The organism is Arthrobacter sp. 10T413_2, from assembly GCF_056394205.1.
Genome location: NZ_JBFTHK010000078.1, coordinates 1 through 19,935 on the forward strand (window position 1 = coordinate 1; position 19,935 = coordinate 19,935).

A 19,935-nucleotide genomic window follows, 5' to 3' on the forward strand; every position below is an offset into this window, starting at 1 on the left:
GAGGTGCTGCTGGCGTCATGCATGGCGGCGGGGTTCCGGCCGCGCGTCGTCCAGGAGCTGTCGGATCCGTATATGGTCCTGACGTTCGTCGCCGCCGGCGTCGGCGTCACGCTGATGAGCAGCGGAATAGCGAACATCATCCCGTCGGGCGCCACGTACGTGGCCCTGGAGGACCCGCAGCACTACATGAACCACGCCATCGCGTGGTCCTCCGAAAACGACTCCGCCGTTCTGGCGGCAGTCCTCGCCGTCGTCGAAGAGATCTTCCCGGACCCGCTCGACTGACCGCAATTGAGACCAAAGTCCACTTAGTGATAGACCATTTCTGTCGTGGACTTACACAGTGCGACGCATCACACTTGTGGATGAGCCGCACACAGCGGCGGAACCGATCCGCATTGTCGCCCACTTGAGGAGGCAGCGGAGCTCCGGTTCCCGGTCACACGAAGGGAACACCATGTCAATGTCGACATCGGCGTCAGCACGTCCTCGGAACAACGCCAAAATCGCGGCGGTCTCAGGGTTTGTCGGAAGCGCTCTGGAGTATTATGACTTTTTCATCTTCGGCTCAGCGGCAGCGCTGATCTTCGGGAAGCTGTTTTTCGCCCCCGGCCCGTCGTCGATGCTGCTGTCCTTCGCAACGGTCGGCGTCGCCTACGTCGCCCGCCCGCTCGGGGCCGTGATCTGCGGACACCTCGGCGACAAGTTCGGGCGGAAGCGCGTGCTGCTCTTCACCCTGCTCCTCATGGGCACCTCAACGTTCCTGATCGGCTGCCTTCCCACCTACAGCCAGATCGGCATGGCCGCACCCGTCCTGATCGTGGCCCTTCGGCTGCTTCAGGGGCTGTCCGCCGGCGGCGAGTCGCCCGGATCGAGCTCGCTCACCCTCGAGCACGCCCCCGACGCGAAGCGCGCTTTCTACACGAGCTGGACGATGAGCGGCATCATGTTCGGCATCGTGCTCTCCACCCTGGTCTTCATTCCCGTGGCGTCCATGCCGGAAGAGCAGCTCCTGGCATGGGGCTGGCGTATCCCGTTCCTCGCGAGCGCCATCGTGACCGTCATCGCCTTCGTGCTGCGGCGTCTCCTCGAAGAGCCTCCGGTCTTTGAAGAAGTGAAAGAGAACGACGAAGTGGTCAAGGTACCCCTGGTCACCCTCTTCCGCTACCACTGGGCCACCGTGCTCCGCATCACTGCCATGTCACTGTTCACCATCATCAATACGATCATCAACGTCTTCGCGCTCTCCTACGCCACATCGGTGGTGGGAATCGACAAGGGCCTCATGCTCGTGGTGATCGCCGTGGCCAACGTCGCCGCAGTCGCCATGGGACCCCTGGCCGGACTTCTCTCGGACCGCATCGGCCGCAAGCCGGTCTTCCTCACCGGGCTCGTCCTGCAGATCGGGATGATCTACGTGTTCTTCTCAGCCCTGTCCGCAGCGAACGTTCCGCTGATCTTCCTGACCGGAATCCTGCTCATCGGTGTTGCCTACACCGGCGCGAATGCCATTTACCCCGCCTACTTCCCGGAGCAGTTCCCGGTCAAGGTCCGGTACTCGGGCATGGCCATCAGCCTCATGTTCGGCCTCCTCCTGGCCGGGTTCGCTCCCGCGATCTCCGAACTTCTGATCGGCGGCAACAAAGCCAACTGGATCCCCGTGGCCACCTTTGCCGCCGTGGCCTGCCTCATCTCCGCGATCGCAACCCTCACCGGTCCCGAGACGTACCGGACCCCCACCGCACTCCTGGGTCTGAAAAAATCGCACAAGCCGCTCCAGGCGCCGTCGGCAGCCATGGCGGAAGCCGTCGTGGCAGAAGCAGCCCTGACAGAAAAGGCGCGGGCATGAGCCTGCAGACGCTGGAGAGCACGTGGGCGTTTGAGCCCCGGGCTGCCGATCCGGCCCACCGGCACGTCGTCGGCCTGCTGGGCGCCGGCATCGGCGGATCGTTGACGCCCCGCCTCCACGAGGCCGAAGCCGACCACCTCGGCCTGTCCTACACCTACCGGGTGATCGACCTCGACACCGTCGGCCAGCCCGCCGAGCGGTCCGCCGCCCTGGTCCGCAGCGCAGCCGACTTCGGCTACGACGGACTCAACGTCACCCACCCCAGCAAGCAGCTGGTCCAGGACGGCCTGGATGATCTTTCGCCCGACGCCCGCATCCTGGGCGCCGTGAACACGATCACCTTCCACGGTGGAAAAGCAGTCGGCCACAACACGGACCACCTCGGCTTCATCGGCGGCTTCCGGGCCGGCCTCCCCGCCGCCGCGACCAACCTGGTGGTCCAGATCGGCGCCGGCGGAGCGGGAGCAGCGGTCGCCTATGGACTCCTCCGCGCCGGCACCCGGCAGCTGGTGATCGCCGACATCGAACCGGCCAGGGCCGAGGGCCTCGCCGCACGGCTCGCCCCGCACTTTCCGGACAGCGAGGTGTCCGTTACCCGCACCGACTCCGTTGGCCCGAGCATCCGGACAGCCGACGGGCTCGTGAACACGACGCCGATCGGCATGAGCGGCCATCCGGGCCTGCCGGTGGATCCCGAACTTCTCCATTCCGGACTCTGGGTCGCGGACGTCATCTACCGGCCCCTCGAAACTGAACTGATCGCGGCCGCCCGGGACCGCGGCTGCGCGGTGCTCGACGGCGGACGCATGGTGGTCGGGCAGGCCGTCGCCGCCTTCGAGCTCTTCACCGGCATCCGGCCCGACGCCGAACGCATGCTGGCCGGCTTCCGGGCCGAGGCCCACTCATGACTTCAGACGTGGCACCCGGCACCGCAACACCCGGCACCATCGCCGAGTCACGCTGCCTGGTCATCGGCGCAGCGAGCGGCATCGGGCTGGCGACGGCGGAACGTCTCAGGGCGTCGGGCGCCGTCGTCATCGGGGCGGATCTCCCGTCCGCCCGCTGGCCCGGCGAAGACCCCGAATCACTTCCGATGGACGTGACGGACCCGGAGTCCGTTCGTGCCGCCGTTGCCTCGGCCGTACAGGCCATGGGCGGCCTCGACGCGGTCGTGAACTGCGCGGGCATCCTGGGGCCGGTGGCCTCAGCACTGGGTACTACGGTCGAAGAATTCGAACGGATCCTGACGGTCAACCTCACGGGGGCCTTCATCGTCTCCCAGGCGGTCCTGCCCGCCATGGCGGCGGCGGGCTACGGGCGGCTCCTGCACCTTTCGTCGACGGCGGGCAAGGAGGGCGTGATCAACATGCCCGCCTACTCCGCCAGCAAGGCCGGGATCCTGGGCCTCGTGAAGTCACTGGCCAAGGAATTTGCACTCACCGGCGTCACCGTCAATGCCCTGGCCCCCGGCAACGTCATGACACCGCTGTTCCAGGAAGTCCCGGCGGAACAGCAGGCGGCACAGGCCGCCAAGATCCCCATGGGCCGTTTCGGCACACCCGCCGAAGCCGCTGCACTCATCGAATTCATCGTCTCGCCCGCGGCCTCCTACACCACCGGAGTCGTGTTCGACCTCTCCGGGGGCCGCGCCACGTACTAGCGGCGCTAGCACCTTAGCCCACCACATTTCTCCACGATCCCCGGATCAGAAAGACGGCTCTTCCGATGACTTCCTCAGCATCCCCGGCCCCCCGCACCCTCCGCGTTGGAATAGCCGGCTGCGGCGCCATTTCCCGCAACCACCTGGCGGCCTTCCGTGCCCTCGACAACGTGCAGATCGCGGGCGTGTGTGACGTCGACCTGGACCGGGCGCAGGCCACCGCCGCCGCATGGGGTGTTCCGGCGGCAGTCGCCACCGTGGGCGAGCTGCTGGACCTGGACCTGGACCTCGTGTCCGTCTGCACGCCACACCCCACCCACGAGGACGTCGTGCTGCAGGCAGCCGCCGCCGGGGTCCACGTGCTCTGCGAGAAGCCGATCGCCATCGAACTGGCCTCCGCGGAGCGCATGGTGGCGGCCTGCGATGCCGCGGGAGTGAGGCTGGGCGTCCTGTTCCAGCGCCGCTTCTGGCCGGCGGCGCAGCGCATCCGCGCCGCGATCGACGACGGCACGCTGGGCCGGCCCATCATGGGCCAGTGCTCGGTGATGCTGCAGCGTGACCCCGAGTACTACTCCCGGGACGCCTGGCGGGGGACCTGGGCCAACGACGGCGGCGGAGTCCTCATGACCCAGGCCATCCACTACATCGATCTCCTCCAGTGGTTCATGGGCGATGTCGCCGAGGTCTACGGCAGGATCAACACCTACAAGCACGGCGACCACATCGAGGTGGAAGACTCGGCAGCCGCCGTCATCACCTTCACCTCCGGGGCCATGGCCACCCTGGAAGCCTCGACGGCGGTGTCCCCGAGCCTGGGCGTGCAGCTGCGCGTCACGGGGGAGACGGGCGCCTCCGCCTCCCTCACCGAATTTCCGGAAGGCAGCGACGGCCGCGTGGACCTGTGGGCCGTGGCGGCGACGATCAGCGCGGAGCCCGCCCACCCGGAAGGCGTCCACCCGAACGTGGACCTGGCCACCATCAACGGCCAACTGATCCCGCACCACACCACGCAGGTCCGTGACTTCGTCCAGGCCCTCCGCGACGGCACGGACCCCGCCATCACCGGCCACGACGCCACCAAAGCACTGCGGATCCTCCTCGCCGTCTACGAGTCCTCACGGTCCGGGCAACCAGTGCGCTTCGCCGATCTACCGTCCACCAAGCAAACACCGGCGCCTGTCGCCGGCTAAGGAACAGTCATGGAACACAACCCCCGCCGCGCCGACCAAACCCTGAGCGCACAGCCCCTGAGCGCACAGCCCCTGTCGCTGGGCCGCAACGGCCGCACCCCGAAAACCCTCCGCAACCGCCTCGCCTCCGCCCCGATGGAGCGCAACTACGGCACCACCGAGGGCGCCATCACAGAGCAGTACATTGACTACCTCGTCACCCGGGCCAAGGCCGGCCTCGGCCTGGTCACCACGGAAGCCACCTTCGTCCGCGCCGACGGCAAGGGCCGCACCCACCAGCTGGGCCTGCACACGGATGCCATGATTCCCGGACTGCGCCGGCTCACCGACGCCCTGCACGCCGAAGGTGCGCTCGCCGCCGTTGAACTCAACCACGGAGGTCGCACCGCGCAGGCCGCCGTCTCCGGGTTCAAGAACCTGGCACCGTCGCCGGTCCCGTGCGCGACGGCGGGCGGGGAGGTTCCCCGGGAACTCACCGCCGCCGAGTGCTATGAGCTCGTGGATGCCTACGCCCAGGGCGCCCGCCGGGCCGTGCAGGCAGGCTTCGACGTCATCAACATCCACGGAGCCCACGGCTACCTGATCCACCAGTTCATGTCGCCGATTTCCAACCACCGCACCGACGAGTTCGCCGCCCCCGAACGCTTCATGAACCTGGTCATCGACGCCGTGCGGGCAGCTGTCCCGGACACGATCGTGGGCCTGCGCGTCTCGGTCGTGGAGGGTCCTGCCGAGGGAATCAGCGCCGAACAGCAGCTCGGGATCATCGCCAGGGCCCACCTGGAGCACCTGGACTTCCTGGACATCTCGGCCGGCAGCTACGAAGCCGGCGAATGGATCGTGCAGTCCGGCGAATGGAAGCCGGGCATCCTGGCCGACTACGCCAAGGCGTACCGCCAGTTCGGGCTGCCGCTTGGCATGGCCGGCCGGCTGAACTCGCCGGAGATCATCGAGGAGGTCCTCCGCGAGGGGACCTGCGACTTCGTTAGCCTGGCCCGCGCCATCCACGCAGACCCCGCCTTCGTGGGAGGCGTCCTGCGCGGCGAGCGTTACCGGCCCTGCATTGCCTGCAACGTCTGCATCGACAACCTCGGACTGGGCCAGGTGACCTGCACGGTCAACCCGGCCGTGGGCCGTTCCCGCGTCCCCGTCCCCACCCCCGCCGTCCGCGACGGCTCCCGCGTTGTGGTGGTCGGTGCCGGGCCCGCCGGCCTGACCGCCGCCCGCGAGCTCGCCGAAGCCGGCGCTCACGTGACCGTGCTCGACGCCGCCGCCCGCCCCGGCGGTCAGTTCGCCCTGGCCGAACGCATGAAATCCACGCCGGACTTCCACCGCTTCGCCGAATGGTCCGCGGAGGAGAACGCCCGGCTCGGCATCGACGTCCGTCCGGGCACGCGCGTGGACACCGACGCCCTCGGCGAGCTGGTGCGTGACACCGGGGCAGACGCCGTCGTGATCGCCACCGGCGGGCTACGGCCGGCCGCCGGGTTCCCGGGTGACGATACCCCGAACGTCATGGACGTGAGGGCGTGGCTCGCCGCCCACCCGGACATCCTCGACGGCAGCGCCGCCGTTCCGGAAGCCGTGACCATGTGGGGCGCCGATTCCGTCGCCATGAGCGTTGCGGACACTCTTGCCGACCGCGGGACTGCGGTGCTCCTGGTGGGCCCGCAGGAAGTCATCGCCCCGGAATCGGGCCGCCGCGCCAAGATCCTGGCCGTGCCCCGGCTGACCGCCAACCCCCGGGTGCGGATCCGCCTGGGCGCGGCCATTGAGGAGTACGACGGCGCCCGGGTCCGGATCAGCGGACCGGGCCTTCCGGCCGGAGGCGAATGGCTGGCCGCACCGGGGCTCCTCCTGGTCTCACGCTCCGTGGTGCCGCTGGACGGCTCGGTCCCGGCCGACGTCCGGGACGCGCACCTGAGCGCCACCGCCGGAGTGCCGGTGACCCTGGCCGGCACCGTCGTAGACCAGACGCCGGCGATCGCCTCCAACGCCGTTAAAAGCGGGTACGACGCAGCCCAGCGCATCGCCGCCCTCCTGACACCCGGCACCACTGAGAGCACCCCTGAGAGCAGCACTGAGAACAAGACGATGAGCCTGAACGGAGCAGCATCATGACCCACGGCACCCGGCGACCATTGGGGCTCGCCCAACTGTCCCTCCTGAACACTGCCCCGCCGCAACTGCTCGGCATCGCGGCCGCAGCCGGCTTCGACTTCATCGGAGCCCGGGTCCGTCCCGTGACTGCCGCCGAACGGCCCTACGACCTCCAGCCCGGCTCGCCGATGTTGCGGGAAACCCTGGCCCGGATGCGGGACACCGGTGTGAGTGTCCGTGACATCGAATTCCTGCTGCTTGACGGCACTGACCAGCGGGACGCCTGGCTGCGGATGATGGAAGCCGGGCAGGCCTTGGGGGCGGAATCCCTGACCGTCGCGGGAGCCGATCCGGACAGTGCCCGGCTGGTCCGCACGCTGGCCCGGATGACCGAGGACGGCCGCGGTTTTGGAATCACCCCGACCCTTGAGGCGATCTCCTACCAGCCCGTGGCCTCGATCGCCCAGGCCGCGGACATCGCCCGGCAGGCCGGCTGCAGGATCGTGGTAGACACCCTGCACTTCAACCGGTTCAACGGCTTCAACTCTGTCAACTCGGTCAACGCCGGGGACGGCCGGGGCAGCGGGGAAGCCGCGCAATGGGAGCAGTTGCGCGCCAACGCAGACCTGGTGCCATTGCTGCAGCTGTGCGACGGGCCGGCCCGGCGGCCGGCCACCCGCGAGGATCTCGTCACCGAATCCCGCTCGGAACGCGAGGTGCCCGGCGAGGGCGACTTCGACCTCGCCGCCGCCGTGGCCGCCCTCCCGGAGTCCCTCCCGCTGAGTGCGGAGACGCCGTCGGACCGCCGCGTGGCCGAACTCGGCGAACTTGGCTGGGCGCGCCGGCTCAAATCCGGCGTCGATGCGGTGCTGGCGGCCGCCGGCACGCTACGGGACTCGGAAATGCTCCAGGGGGCGGGGCCACGATGACTGGAACCAGGGACGACACCACGACGGCGGAACTGGCCCCCGGCATCCGCATCCCGCTCATCGGGCTGGGAACCTGGCCCCTGACGGGCGAGGATGCCGCGGCGGCCGTGGCCCAGGCGATCGGGAGCGGCTACCGGCACATCGACACGGCCGAGAACTACGCCAATGAGGCCGCCGTGGGGGAGGGGATCCGGCGCAGCGGGACCGAGCGCAGCCGGCTTTTCCTCACCACCAAGTTCAACACCGAATGGCATAGCCGGGACGGCGTGCGCGAGGCCTTCGGCCACGCCGTGAAGCGCCTCCGGACCGACTATCTGGACCTTTTCCTGGTGCACTGGCCCAACCCGGCGCAAGGTCGGTTCGTGGAGGCCTGCGAAGGACTTCAACGCCTGGTGGACGAGGGCTCCATCCGGGCCTGGGGCGTGTCCAACTTCAAACCGGCCCACCTCCGGCTCGTTCACGACGCCGGGCTGCAGGTTCCGGTGAACCAAGTGCAGATCGACCCCGAACACGGTCAGCCGGGGCAGCTTGCCTACCACCGGGACCACGGCATACTGACCGCCGCCTACAGCCCGCTCGGCCGCAACGGCGCCTTCCTCAGCCACCCTGCCGTGACCGGCCCGGCCCGGGACCTGGGCAAGAGCCCCGCGCAGATCGTGCTGCGCTGGCACGTTCAACACGGCCGGGTGGCCGTGCCCAAGTCCGCAAGCCTTGACCGTCAGCGCGAAAACCTCGACGTCTTCACCTTCGCCCTGAGCCATGAGCAGCTCGATGCGATCGACGCACTCGACACCGGTGCGCCCCCGCGCCTGGACTCCGACACCTTCTTCCACTGAAAGAGAAACACCATGCCTGCATCCCTCGACACCGATCGTGACCGTACCAGCCTGGACTGTGATGTCCTGGTGGTTGGCTCCGGAGCCGGCGGCTTGTCCGCCGCGGTCACGGCCGCCTACCACGGGCTGAAAGTCATCGTCGTTGAAAAGGCCGACGTCTGCGGCGGCGCCACCTCATGGTCCGGCGGCTGGGCTTGGACCCCGGGGAACCCACTGGCCAAGGCCGACGGCGTCAACGAGGACCGCGAACTCTTCCGCACCTACCTGCGCCACCGGCTGGGCGGGAACTACCGCGACGACAAGGTGGACGCGTTCCTTGAGGCAGTCCCGCACATGGTCGGCTTCTTCCACGACAAGACCAGCCTGCAGTTTGTCCCCGGTGCCAAAATCAAGGACATCTACGGCAGCACGCCCGGTGCCGGCACCGGGCACCGCTCGGTAGGGCCCAAGCCGTTCAACGCCCGGCGGATCAGGCCCGAGCTGCGCGCCAAGATGCGCCACCAGCTCTACGAGACCTCCTTCTTGGGCATGGGCATCATGGCCGGCCCGGACCTCACCAAGTTCCTCTCCGCCTCCCAGGGCAACGTCCAGGGACTCTTCCACGCCGGATGGCGGGTGGGCCTGCACCTGCTGGATCTCCTGACCCACCGGCGCAACATGCAGCTGGTCAACGGCACCGCGCTCACCGGCCGGCTCATGAAATCCGCCGACGACCTCGGCGTGGACATCCGCGTCTCCACCCCCGCGAAACGCCTGATCACGGATGCTGCCGGCACAGTGACCGGAGCTGTGGTGAGCTCACCGGAAGGCGAGCTGCAGATCAACGCCGCGCGCGGCGTCGTGCTGGCCGCCGGCGGTTTCCCGAACGACGTCGCCCGGCGCGCCGCACTGTTCCCGAAGACCCCCACCGGGCGCGAGCACTGGACGCTGGCGCCGAAGGAGACCACGGGCGACGGCATCACCATGGCCCAGGCTGTGGGCGCCCGGTTCGACACCGACATGAAGTCCCCGGCCGCCTGGTGCCCGGTCTCCCTGGTCCCGTACCGCAGCGGACGCACCGGGACGTTTCCGCACATCATGGACCGCGCCAAACCCGGCAGCATCGGCGTGCGCGCGGACGGGCGCAGGTTCGTGAACGAGGCCAACGGCTACTACGACTACGTCGAGGGAATGCTCAACGCGACCCCGCCCGGCGAACCCGTCGAGGCCTGGCAGATCGCCGACGCCGCGTTCGTGCGCAAGTTCCCGCTGGGCATGGCCAAGCCGCTTCCCGTGCCGCTTTTCCCCTACCTGCGCTCCGGTTACCTGAAGAAAGGCCGGACCATCGAGGAACTCGCCGTTGCCTGCGGCATCGCCCCGGCAAGCCTCGCCAAGACTGTCGCAGACTTCAACAAGAACGCCCGCAAGGGCGTCGACCCCGACTTCGACCGGGGGGCCAGCGAATTCAACCGCTACGGCGGGGACCCGAAGAACACGCCCAACCCGTCGCTGCGCCCGCTCGAAAAGGGGCCGTTCTACGCGGTCAAGATCGTGCCGGGATCCTTCGGTACTTTCGCGGGTCTCGCCGCCGACTCGCGCGCCCGGGTACTGGACACCGCCGGGAGGCCCATTGCAGGCCTCTACGTCGCCGGAAACGACCAGGCATCCGTCATGGGCGGCCACTACCCGGCCGGCGGCATCAACCTCGGACCGGCCCTGACGTTCGGCTACATCGCAGGCCGCGACCTCGCCAACGCGACACACTACGAAGACGACAGCAGCCTGGCCCCTGAACAAACCGCGGGGGATGAGGAGCCCGCGGGACCAGTGGCGGCGTCCGTGTAGGGCCGGCCCTACCCACCGCTGCGGCTTCCGTGCAAGCATGGGGATTCAGCGATGATGCACCGTGAGGGGACTCCATGAAATCCAACGAACTGCTGCTGGACGCCTTCGGCCGCATCCATGAGACCGTGGCCGCCGCGCTGGAGGGAGTCGACGACGAAACTCTGGTGCGCCGGCCGGCGGGTAACGGAAATTCGATGGTATGGCTGATCTGGCACCTCAGCAGGGTCGAAGACGCGCAGCTCGCCTCCGCCGCAGGCCTGGACCAGGTCTGGACTTCGCAGGGGTTCGCCGGCAGATTCGACCTTCCGCTGCCCAAACGCGACACCGGCTACGGCCATTCGAGCAGCCAGGTCGACGCGGTGCGGGTTTCACGGGAGCTGTTGTTCGACTACTACGACGCCGTTCACCGGCAGACTGTGGGGTTCCTGACGGCCCTCGGCGACGAGGACTTCGACCGTATCGTCGATACGCGATGGGACCCGCCCGTCACGCTTGGGGTGCGGCTGGTCAGCACGATTGCCGACTGCCTCCAGCACGTGGGGCAGGCGGCATATGCCAAGGGTTTGAATCCCGTGCATGGTTAGGGAGGCAAAGACGTTGCCGACGCGGGCTAGGCTTTCTCGTCGCTGTCGTATGCGAGGCCGATCTGGCGCCTGACGTCGTCCATGGCCTCCATGACCTGGATGCTCTGCCGGGGCGGCAGGACGTCGTTGGCGATGGCGTGCGCTCCGATGAGCCGCTCCATTTCCCGCGCCTGGTACTGCATGCCGCGGCCGGTGACGGGCACATCGAATCGCTCGACGACGTTCCCGTCGGCGTCGTATCTCGTGAAGGCTGAGGGCTCATACCAGACCGACTGGATCTCGATTCTGCCTTCGGTTCCGATAATCGAGGCCTGGTTCGGCCCTGCTGTGTCCAGCGCACAATGCAGCACGGCCTGCTGCCCGTCCCCGTATTGGAAGATCATCGCGGTCTGCCGGTCAACACCGGTTTGAGTCATGCTGGCTGCTGCCCGGATGGTTGCCGGCGCTCCGAAGACGTCGAAAGCGAAGGACACGGGGTAGATGCCCAGGTCCAGGAGCGCTCCGCCGCCCAGCGCCGGGTCGTTGACGCGGTGCGACGGGTCCTTGGGCAGATTCTGATTGTGGTCCGCGATCACTGTCCGGACCTCGCCCAGCGCACCGGATCGAATCAGTTCACGGATACGGACCATGTGCGGAAGATAGCGGGTCCACATGGCTTCAAGTGCGACCAGTCCCTTCGACTCGGCGAGCGCCACAATCTCCCCGGCCTGCCAGGCGTTCATGGCGAAGGGCTTTTCAATCAAGACGTGTTTACCGGCGTCAAGCGCCAGCAGCGCATTCTCGTAGTGGAACGGATGCGGTGTCGAAATGTAGACAACATCCACGTCCGGGTCAGTCACAAGGTCTTCATAGCTTCCGTGGGACGAAGGGATGTGAAACCGGTCCGCGAACTCCGCCGCCGAGGCCAGGTTCCGGGAACCCACAGCGTGGACCGACGAGCCGCTGCCGATCAGGTCCGAGGTTTGCAGCCCGGCGATGAATCCCGTACCGAGAATTCCCCACCTGACAACGGGTGTGGAAGCATCGGCCGTAGCGAATGCGGCGACTTCTGACATGCGTTTCGGTTCCCTTCAAGCGGATTGTCACGAAAGTGTCGGGCGGATCCGGGAGCGTCCGCAAGTTCCCGCGACGTGTTCGTATCCTAAGCCCGAATTCCGGGTCTCACGGCGTAAGCGGGCCCCGAAGAACGCGAAGGGCAACGGGGGCGTCACCTTCGATGATGGCAGTATCCTCGAGCTTGGATCGGCCCCAGAGGCCGAGGTACATCCCAACCGCCGGCGCCGTGATTGACGCCACGGCGGGACCCGGGCCCAGGGTCCAGCTTGCGGCCCCGGGCACGTGGAAGGTTACGGCCTTGTCCGGGGGCGGCATCCGCTCCAGTCGAAGCTGGCGCGGCGTGAACATTGTCAGGACCTCGTCGATCCCGTCGAGCATGAAGTCCTCGCCGGGAGCAGGGAGTTCCAGGCCCAGCGCCTGGCATGCGTCGATGAGGTGGATGGCGTGTTCGTGCGCCTGTCGCCGAAGCCAAAACCCGGCTGTGCGCGGCGGCGGTCCAAAATTCCAGCACCGTGTCTCTGGATCAAGGGCCCTGAGCGTCTCGAAGAAGGGTGCAACGCCGTCGAGGAACCAGGCTGCCGCGCCTTCGACAGGCGCGTCCGGTTCCTCAACGAACGTGCCCTCACGAACCACTGCGGCAGCCCACCGCTCAATTGAACCGAGATGCCCGAAAAGTTCTTCGAGAGTCCATCCGGCGCAGGCCGGAACGGAGCGGGCCAGCACGTCCTCCGGCAGGCGGGCGAGCGTGCTGAGGCGGTCGAGAGAGCTGGCAAGTTCGGCCAGGTAGCGATCGGGGAGCATGGGATGAGCCTAACGCGACACCCAGGCCAGGGCCCCACGCGCGCTGCCTGGGACCGGAGCGTCATCCGCGATGCCCGCAAGGATTGCGGCGCGCCGACGTTCCCTCCTCACGGTGTGGGCGTTGGACGCGTAGGCTGCCTCGCATGCGCCCCACACCACAGCCGCAGCCATGATCGCAGACCCCGCGTCTGCGCCGCTCACCGAGCGATTTGCGGCGCAGTCCGTGATCGAAGAACTCCTGGCAGTCCAGGCGCTCGTACCGCCGCGTTCGCGGCTCCGGAGGATATTCGGCGCCAGCCCGTTGAACGACGCCAGCTGGCCCTGGTACAAAGGTGCACTGGGCGAGATTGCCGTGGGACGGATTCTGGCCGGGCTGGGGCCCGAATGGCTGGTGCTGCATGCCGTCCCGGTCGGCTCAGGCTGGTCGGATATCGATCACGTGCTTGTGGGTCCGGCCGGCGTCTTCACCCTCAACACCAAAAACCATGCGGATCAATCGATCTGGGTGGCAGGGCAGACCCTGATGGTGTCAGGAAAGAAGCAACGCCATCTCTATAACGCCGCGCACGAGGCCGCCCGGGCCTCGAAGCTCCTCAGCACCGCAGCGGGCGCGGCAGTCGACGTGACCGGCATCGTGGTGATCGTTGAACCCCGGCGGCTCACGGTCAGGGAGAAGCCGCGCCAGGTGATGGTGCTGAGCGAACGGCAGCTCCTGGGCTTTCTCCAACGGCGCCACGCCGTCTTGAACGCTGAACAGGTACACGGAATCGCCGCCGCGGCCGTGCAGCCCCGGACCTGGCACACGAAGGCGACGGCGCGCGGCAACCCTGATGAACTCAAACGGAACTTCGCCGCCCTCAGGGATCTGGTGGATCAGGCACGACGTCGCCGGCTCGCGTGGGCGCTCGGCGTACCGGCCGTCGGCATCCTGATGCTGAGCGGCGGCCAGTGGGGCGCCGCAATCATGCACGCTTTGACCAACCGGTAGGGGAGACCCTCCAGTGCGGCCGGTTGCGTCAGCAGTCCCGCGCGGCGACATCTTCACATCAGGAGGGTATCCTCGGCCTAACAGATTTGAAGGAGAACGCGTCATGGCTGACTGGCAGGACACCCTTCCGCTCTGGGCCGCCGCCTGGGCCGCCGTCCGCGGACAATCCTCGGCACCGGAGGGCTCCGGAATCGTCACCGCACCCGACGCGGACCCGGCCCCTCGGGAGTACATCTTCGCCTGGCCCGGAACCGACGCGGACCGCGCCGCAGAGACCGTCCGCGAGCATCCGGGGGCGGTCCTCACGCTGGTCACCGCGGAGTCCGGGGACGCGTTGGACTACGCCGCAGCCCGGGGCCTGGAACCTGTAGACCAGGCGGTGCTGCTCACAGCCCCCACGGGTGAGATGAACGCTGCTCCTGTATTACCCGAGAACGCCGAGCTGGCCCAGGCACCCCTGGAGCGGTACGACGTCGTGGAAATATCCGTTTTCGACCACCCTGTCGCCGGCGGCCGTATCAGGATCGAGGAGGGCCTGGCTGTCATCGGCGGCCTGCAGACCCTCACGCCGGAATCCGCGAAAAGTCTTGAGCCGGCCGTTGTGGCGGCACTCGCGGACGAGGCCTATGTGCACGGCGCGGACACCCTCTACACAGTCCTCGCCCCGCACCGGGTGGCGGACTATACCGCCTCGGGATGGACAGTGGCCGCCCATATCGTCAACCTCAGCGCACCCGAATGAACGACCGCCGTTGACGGCCCGAGTCGGCGGACTTAAGCTCTGACTTCCGAATCGGCGGCGCGCATGATGAAACGACGAAAGCCGCTTCCACTGAGGTAGCGGCTTTCCTGCGATGGGCGAGGATTCAGGCCCGGATGCACTCTTCGGCGATCGCCCCGTCACGCCACTTCGCGGCCGTCACCCAGCAGGGAAGCAAGTAAGCAGCCGGGTGGGCCCGGACGGCGGCCAAGTAGCGCCCGCAGGAAAGCAAGAGTCACCCCGTGGAAGTCGAGTAGGCATCACTCGCGCGCCGTTCCTGCCCGACTTCTAGGCTCCTGAGTACTGGGTTAATAAAGTCAATGTAGTGGTCAGAAACGGGTCTCAACCATGCATGATCAAACAGTACCTTCGGTGTTGTCCGGCCATTCCGCCGGCCGTCTGCGTGGTGGGCGAAGGGGTGAGGCGCCACATGCCCGGAAAGAACGGGCGGCGAGGCTCCTGGCAAAGCCGTCCGTGCACCGCCCTTGGTCGCGACACGCATGGGCCGCCCTCGTGTCGGCCTCGCTCACACTGGCCGGGCTGACTGGCAGCGAGATCGCCGCTGCGGACGTCGGGACGATCTCCACCGATTCGCTGCGGACGGGCTGGGATAGAGACGAGCCAGGGCTCTCGCCGTCGGCGGTCGCATCATCGAACTTCGGCAAACTGTTCTCTGCGACCGTGGACGGGCAGGTCTACGCCCAGCCCCTTGTGGTCGGCGGTACTGTGATCGCCGCGACGGAAAACAATGCCGTCTACGGACTGGATAGCGCCACGGGTGCGAAGAAATGGACGCGCAAACTCGGGCCGGCGTGGCCGGCGTCGACCGTCAGTTGTGGCGACCTCACCCCCAATATCGGAATCACGTCGACGCCGGTCTATGACCCTGCGACGAAGAGCGTCTTCCTGCTGGCGAAGACGAACGACGGCGCAACCAAACAGCTCCCGCACTGGTACATGCATTCCCTCGACGTGGTCACAGGAGCGGAGCGGCCCGGATTTCCCGTCACCATCGAAGGCGCCCCAACGAATGACCCCACCCGCCCGTTCAACCCCATGACAGCGATGCAGCGGCCCGGGCTGCTGCTCCTGAACGGCGTGGTCTACGCCGGATTCGCCAGCCACTGCGACTACACCCCGTTCGTGGGCTACGTCGTCGGTGTGTCGACGGCCGGGCGGCAGACGACGATGTGGGCGACCGAATCCGGAAACGCCAACGCGGAGGGCGGCATCTGGCAGTCCGGCGGCGGACTGGTGTCCGACGGCCCCGGCCAGATCCTGCTCACCACCGGCAACGGCATCTCGCCGAAGGCCGGCCCGGGCACGAAGCCTCCAACTACCCTGGCGGAGTCGCTGGTCCGGCTCCGCGTCGGCACCGACGGCAACCTGAAGCCCACCGACTTCTTCAGCCCGGCCGACAACGCGAAACTGAACCGCAACGACGCCGATCTGGGGTCTGGTGCGCCGGTCGGGATACCGGACGGCTACGGCACAGCGGCGCATCCGCATCTGATGGCGCAAATCGGCAAAGGCGGCCAGTTGTACTTGCTGGACCGCGACAATCTGGGCGGCATGGCGCAAGGGCCGGGCGGAACTGACGCCGTCCTCGACAAAGCCGGCCCGTACAGCGGAGTATGGGGAAAGCCCGCGTTTCTCGGGACCAGCACCGGCGGATACATCTACGTCGTCGAGAGCAACGGGTATCTTCGGGCCTTCAAACTCGTGCCGGGCGCCACCGGCGGCGTCAGCCTCGCCGCCGTGGGGACCTCCGCCGGAACCTTCGGGTTCAGTTCCGGTTCCCCGGTGGTGACGTCCTCCGGTACGGACGGCTCGTCCGCCTTGGTCTGGGTGGTCTACGTCAGCGGAGGCACCGGGGCAGACGCGGAACTGCGCGCCTACCGTGCACTCCCGGATAACACCGGGAACCTCAAGGAAGTGTTCAGTGCCCCTCTGGGTACGGCGGCCAAGTTCTCCTCGGTGGCCACTGACAAAGGCCGTGTGTATGTCGGTACCCGGGACGGGCACGTCCTGGGCTTCGGCGCTCCGACAACTTCAGCGGTCGGGGCGAAGGACACCGACCTCGGCCAGGTCAAGGTTGGATCCTCGGCGACCGGCAGCGTGACGGTCACGGCGTCGCGGGCGGTAACGATCAACTCCATCGCCGCCGGGGCCCCCTTCAAAGTCGGCACCACGCTCACGCTGCCCCGGAAGCTGTCCAAAGGGGCCAGCATGACGGTTCCCGTGACCTTCTCGCCGACGGTCGCGGGACAGGCCGATGGCACGCTCACCGTCAAAACCGCCGACGGCGAGACCGACCTCCTCGGCGTCCACGGCGTCGGCACGAAGGAGGGCTTGGGCGCGACCCCGGCCCTGGTCCAGTTCACCGACGTACCCACCAAGACGGTCAGCCGGCAGACGGTCAACATCGTCAATACCGGAACAACCGTCGTCAAGATCACCGGCGTCACCCTGCCGGTCAACGCACAGCTCAGCGTCGACCCGGCCACGGTGCCGGTCGTGGGACAGACGATCCAGCCCCTCGCGTCGGTGGCCGTATCCATGATGTTCAGTCCCACGACGGCGACTCCGGTCACCGACTCGCTCGTCGTCGCCAGTGACCGCGGCAAGGTGACGGTCAAGGTAACCGCGACCGCCGTCGAAGGAGCGGCGCACCTGCAAATGCCGCGCTCGCTGGACTTCGGTGACGTCCCGGTCGGGACCTCGGCCACCAGGGCGTTCCAGATACAGAACACCGGCAACGTGCCCATGACCATCACCAAAGCGAAGGCGCCGCAGGGAGTCTTCTCGACCACCACACCCATTGCCGAAGGACTGAAGATTCCCGCGGGTGAATCCGCGTACCAGAGCGTGACCTTCACGCCGTCGGTCTTCGGCCAAGCCGGGACGACGGACACCTACTATCTGATCACCGCCGACGACGGCCAGGGCGCGCTGAAGGTGATGCTCACCGGGAACGGCACCGACGACCCGATCGCGGCCTACGCGTGGAAGACCAACGCAGGACGCCCGGGTTCAATCCTCGGCCGCTCGCTGACCCTGGAATACGACGTCGGAGGAGGGAAATGCCAGGACTATATGCGAGGGATGATCTGCTGGTCGCCCAAGACGGGCGCACACGCGGTGGTCGGCGAGATCAGCAGCCGGTTCAAGGCCGCCGGCGGCGCGGCGGGCATCCTGGGCTTCCCGACCACCGACGAGCAGCTTTCCCCGGACGGAGCAGGGAAGTACAGCAACTTCTCCGGTTCGGGCGGCGCCTCGATCTACTGGTCGCCGACAACCGGGGCGCACTATGTCCTGGGTGCGATCCGGGCCAAGTGGAGGGCGCTGGGGGCCGAAACGGGAGCGCTGGGCTATCCGATCACGGACGAGAAGGGCACCCCCGACGGGGTGGGGCGGTACAACCACTTCTCGGGCGCGGGCGGGGCGTCGATCTACTGGACGCCGACGACCAAGGCGCACTCGGTGACAGGTGCGATCCGGGCCAAGTGGGCGTCCCTGGGCTGGGAAACGGGCCTGGGCTATCCGACCACGGACACGACCGGCTCGGCGGACGGCGCGGGGCGCTTCAACCACTTCTCCGGGGCCGGCGGAAACTCGATCTTCTGGTCGCCGGCCACCGGGGCGCACTTTGTCCTGGGTGCGATCCGGGCCAAGTGGGCGGCCCTGGGCTGGGAGACCGGTGCGCTGGGCTACCCGATCACGGACGAGAAGGGCACCCCGGACAAGAAGGGGCGGTACAACAACTTCTCCGGTTCGAACGGCTCGTCGATCTACTGGTCGCCGGCGACCGGGGCGCACAACGTCCAGGGTGTGATCCGGGCCAAATGGGCATCCCTCGGCTGGGAGACGAGCCGGTTGGGCTATCCGACCAGCGACCAGTATTTGATTTCCACTGGTCGGGTGTCGGAATTTGAACACGGACGGCTTACCTGGAACTCGACCACCAAGAAAGTGATCGGCTAGCGCTCCGCGGCGTCAGTGCAGGAACTCCCGGATCAGTCCGGCCGTCTCCCGGGCCCGTTCAAGGTGCGGCATGTGCCCTGTCTGCTCGAACAGATGCGTTTGGGCCGCGGGCAACAATCTGCGTGCCTCGTCCAAGTGCCCGGCCGGCAGAATGAGATCGGAGTCGCCCCACAGGATCAGCACGGGCTTCCCTGCTGCGGCGACCTCGGCGATCAGGCGCGACCGCCACCTGGGCCGGATCCCCCGGAACGTGCCAAGATCGCAGGCCACTTCGCGGAATGCCCGCATGGCGCCCCGCTGCGAACCGCGGGCCAGGCTCGCGGCAATTCGCTCCTGGGAAACGAAGGAACGGTTCACAAAGAGTGCCCGCTCCGTCCGGTACGCGGCCTTCGGCGCGGGCCGCAGGAGCATCCGGCCGAGCACGGGTACCGCGATCAGCCGCAGCGCCGGGGTCACGGTCGCGCCGAATCCGGCGCTGTTGATCAGCACGAGGCGGCGCACCTTCTCCGGGCGCAGCACCGACAAGCGCATCGCGACGGCGCCGCCGAGCGAGTTGCCGACGACGTCGACGGCACCCAGTTCCTCTTCCGCGTCCAGGGCGTCCAGGGCGTCCAGGAACCGGGAGACCCACGCGGCCAGGGCGTCGAGCGTGTGCCGTCCGCGCAACGCCGTCGAGCCGCCAAACCCGGCGAGATCCACGCTGATCACCCGATGGCCGGACCCCAGCAGCCTGTGCTGCCCATCCCAGTCCGCAAGGCTCCGTCCGATGCCGTGGAGCAACAGGACCGGAGACCCGGTACCGGTGTCGCGGTAGCAGACCGGGCGGCCGTCCACGGCGATGCTCCGCGGTGCCGCCAGCACCGGGTCCGCACTCACGACGCCGCCAACGTCTGGGGTTTCCTTGAACGAGCCGCTGCGCCGTGTCGACTGAACAGTAAGTCCACTGAACAGCAAGCCGTTGCCGTGCAGCCGGCTGAGCCGGAACATCCTGACGTCCCGGGGATAGTTCTGGTGCAGCCGCCACGGCGCGTGCGCGCCTTGTTTCGGCATCTGGGCGATGCCGCGGCGGATGTAGCCGGAGGTAAGGTCGATCAGCGGCCTGAGTTCGCCGACGTCGGGCGGGGCCACCGGCGTAACGGTGCTGTGACCGCTCCGGTCAAGGTGGCGCAGGATCCGGGCCACGTAGTGCACCACGAGATCGATTTTGAGGGTCCAGGACGCGTTCGTGTAGCCGATCGCGAAGGCCAGGTTCGGCACGTCGGCCAGCATCATGCCCTGATAGGTGACCTTTGTTGCCGGGTCGACCGGGACGCCGTCGACGCTGAGGGCCATGCCGCCGAAGAGCAGCAGATTCAGGCCGGTGGCCGTCACCAC

The 19,935-nt window shown here is 67.7% G+C and carries 16 protein-coding genes; 13 read left to right on the forward strand and 3 right to left on the reverse strand.

Features of this window, described 5'->3' with window-relative positions; all coding sequences use genetic code 11:
- The 10 genes from AC1DBQ_RS13355 to AC1DBQ_RS13400 form a co-directional block, all read left to right on the forward strand.
- A partial coding sequence (locus tag AC1DBQ_RS13355) for a LysR substrate-binding domain-containing protein (protein WP_476928961.1) occupies positions 1-285 on the forward strand: 285 nt, incomplete at its 5' end.
- Between the two features lie 172 nt (positions 286-457).
- Entirely contained in the window at positions 458-1,849 is a 1,392-nt protein-coding gene (locus AC1DBQ_RS13360; RefSeq protein ID WP_476928962.1) for an MFS transporter, read from the forward strand.
- Positions 1,846-2,757, forward strand: a complete 912-nt coding sequence (locus AC1DBQ_RS13365; protein WP_476928963.1) for a shikimate dehydrogenase — start codon at positions 1,846-1,848, stop codon at positions 2,755-2,757. The genes AC1DBQ_RS13360 and AC1DBQ_RS13365 overlap by 4 nt, the downstream gene beginning before the upstream one ends.
- Positions 2,754-3,509 (forward strand): SDR family NAD(P)-dependent oxidoreductase, encoded by a 756-nt coding sequence (locus AC1DBQ_RS13370; RefSeq protein ID WP_476928964.1) that lies wholly within the window; start codon positions 2,754-2,756, stop codon positions 3,507-3,509. Before AC1DBQ_RS13365 ends, AC1DBQ_RS13370 begins: the two co-directional genes overlap by 4 nt.
- Before the next feature lie 65 nt (positions 3,510-3,574).
- Positions 3,575-4,699: a Gfo/Idh/MocA family protein gene (locus AC1DBQ_RS13375; protein WP_476928965.1), complete on the forward strand. Its 1,125-nt coding sequence runs from the start codon at positions 3,575-3,577 to the stop codon at positions 4,697-4,699.
- A gap of 9 nt (positions 4,700-4,708) precedes the next feature.
- The gene (locus tag AC1DBQ_RS13380) at positions 4,709-6,820 is read left to right on the forward strand and encodes an FAD-dependent oxidoreductase (protein ID WP_476928966.1); all 2,112 of its coding nucleotides are present in this window, start codon (positions 4,709-4,711) and stop codon (positions 6,818-6,820) included.
- Complete coding sequence (locus tag AC1DBQ_RS13385; protein ID WP_476928967.1) at positions 6,817-7,728, forward strand: sugar phosphate isomerase/epimerase family protein; 912 nt, start codon at positions 6,817-6,819, stop codon at positions 7,726-7,728. Before AC1DBQ_RS13380 ends, AC1DBQ_RS13385 begins: the two co-directional genes overlap by 4 nt.
- Positions 7,725-8,564, forward strand: a complete 840-nt coding sequence (locus tag AC1DBQ_RS13390; RefSeq protein ID WP_476928968.1) for an aldo/keto reductase — start codon at positions 7,725-7,727, stop codon at positions 8,562-8,564. Before AC1DBQ_RS13385 ends, AC1DBQ_RS13390 begins: the two co-directional genes overlap by 4 nt.
- Positions 8,565-8,576: 12 nt before the next feature.
- On the forward strand, positions 8,577-10,388 hold the full coding sequence (locus tag AC1DBQ_RS13395) for an FAD-dependent oxidoreductase (RefSeq protein ID WP_476928969.1): 1,812 nt from the start codon (positions 8,577-8,579) through the stop codon (positions 10,386-10,388).
- 74 nt (positions 10,389-10,462) lie between these two features.
- On the forward strand, positions 10,463-10,972 hold the full coding sequence (locus tag AC1DBQ_RS13400) for a mycothiol transferase (RefSeq protein WP_476928970.1): 510 nt from the start codon (positions 10,463-10,465) through the stop codon (positions 10,970-10,972).
- Positions 10,973-10,998: 26 nt separating this feature from the next.
- Here the strand turns inward: AC1DBQ_RS13400 and AC1DBQ_RS13405 are convergent, their stop codons facing one another.
- Complete coding sequence (locus AC1DBQ_RS13405; RefSeq protein WP_476928971.1) at positions 10,999-12,027, reverse strand: Gfo/Idh/MocA family protein; 1,029 nt, start codon at positions 12,025-12,027, stop codon at positions 10,999-11,001.
- A 106-nt stretch (positions 12,028-12,133) separates the two neighbouring features.
- The gene (locus AC1DBQ_RS13410) at positions 12,134-12,829 is read right to left on the reverse strand and encodes a maleylpyruvate isomerase family mycothiol-dependent enzyme (protein ID WP_476928972.1); all 696 of its coding nucleotides are present in this window, start codon (positions 12,827-12,829) and stop codon (positions 12,134-12,136) included.
- A 169-nt stretch (positions 12,830-12,998) separates the two neighbouring features.
- Here AC1DBQ_RS13410 and AC1DBQ_RS13415 point away from each other — a divergent pair, with 169 nt between their 5' ends.
- The 3 genes from AC1DBQ_RS13415 to AC1DBQ_RS13425 all read left to right on the forward strand — a co-directional run bounded on the left by AC1DBQ_RS13415 (position 12,999) and on the right by AC1DBQ_RS13425 (position 18,561).
- Positions 12,999-13,817, forward strand: a complete 819-nt coding sequence (locus tag AC1DBQ_RS13415; protein WP_476928973.1) for a nuclease-related domain-containing protein — start codon at positions 12,999-13,001, stop codon at positions 13,815-13,817.
- 103 nt (positions 13,818-13,920) lie between these two features.
- Entirely contained in the window at positions 13,921-14,559 is a 639-nt protein-coding gene (locus AC1DBQ_RS13420; RefSeq protein WP_476928974.1) for a hypothetical protein, read from the forward strand.
- A gap of 531 nt (positions 14,560-15,090) precedes the next feature.
- A complete protein-coding gene (locus AC1DBQ_RS13425) occupies positions 15,091-18,561 on the forward strand; it encodes a choice-of-anchor D domain-containing protein (RefSeq protein WP_476928975.1) in 3,471 nt (1,156 codons plus the stop codon).
- Between the two features lie 12 nt (positions 18,562-18,573).
- Here AC1DBQ_RS13425 and AC1DBQ_RS13430 read toward each other — a convergent pair.
- Positions 18,574-19,935: alpha/beta fold hydrolase (locus AC1DBQ_RS13430; protein WP_476928976.1), on the reverse strand; the 1,362-nt coding region annotated here is incomplete at its 5' end.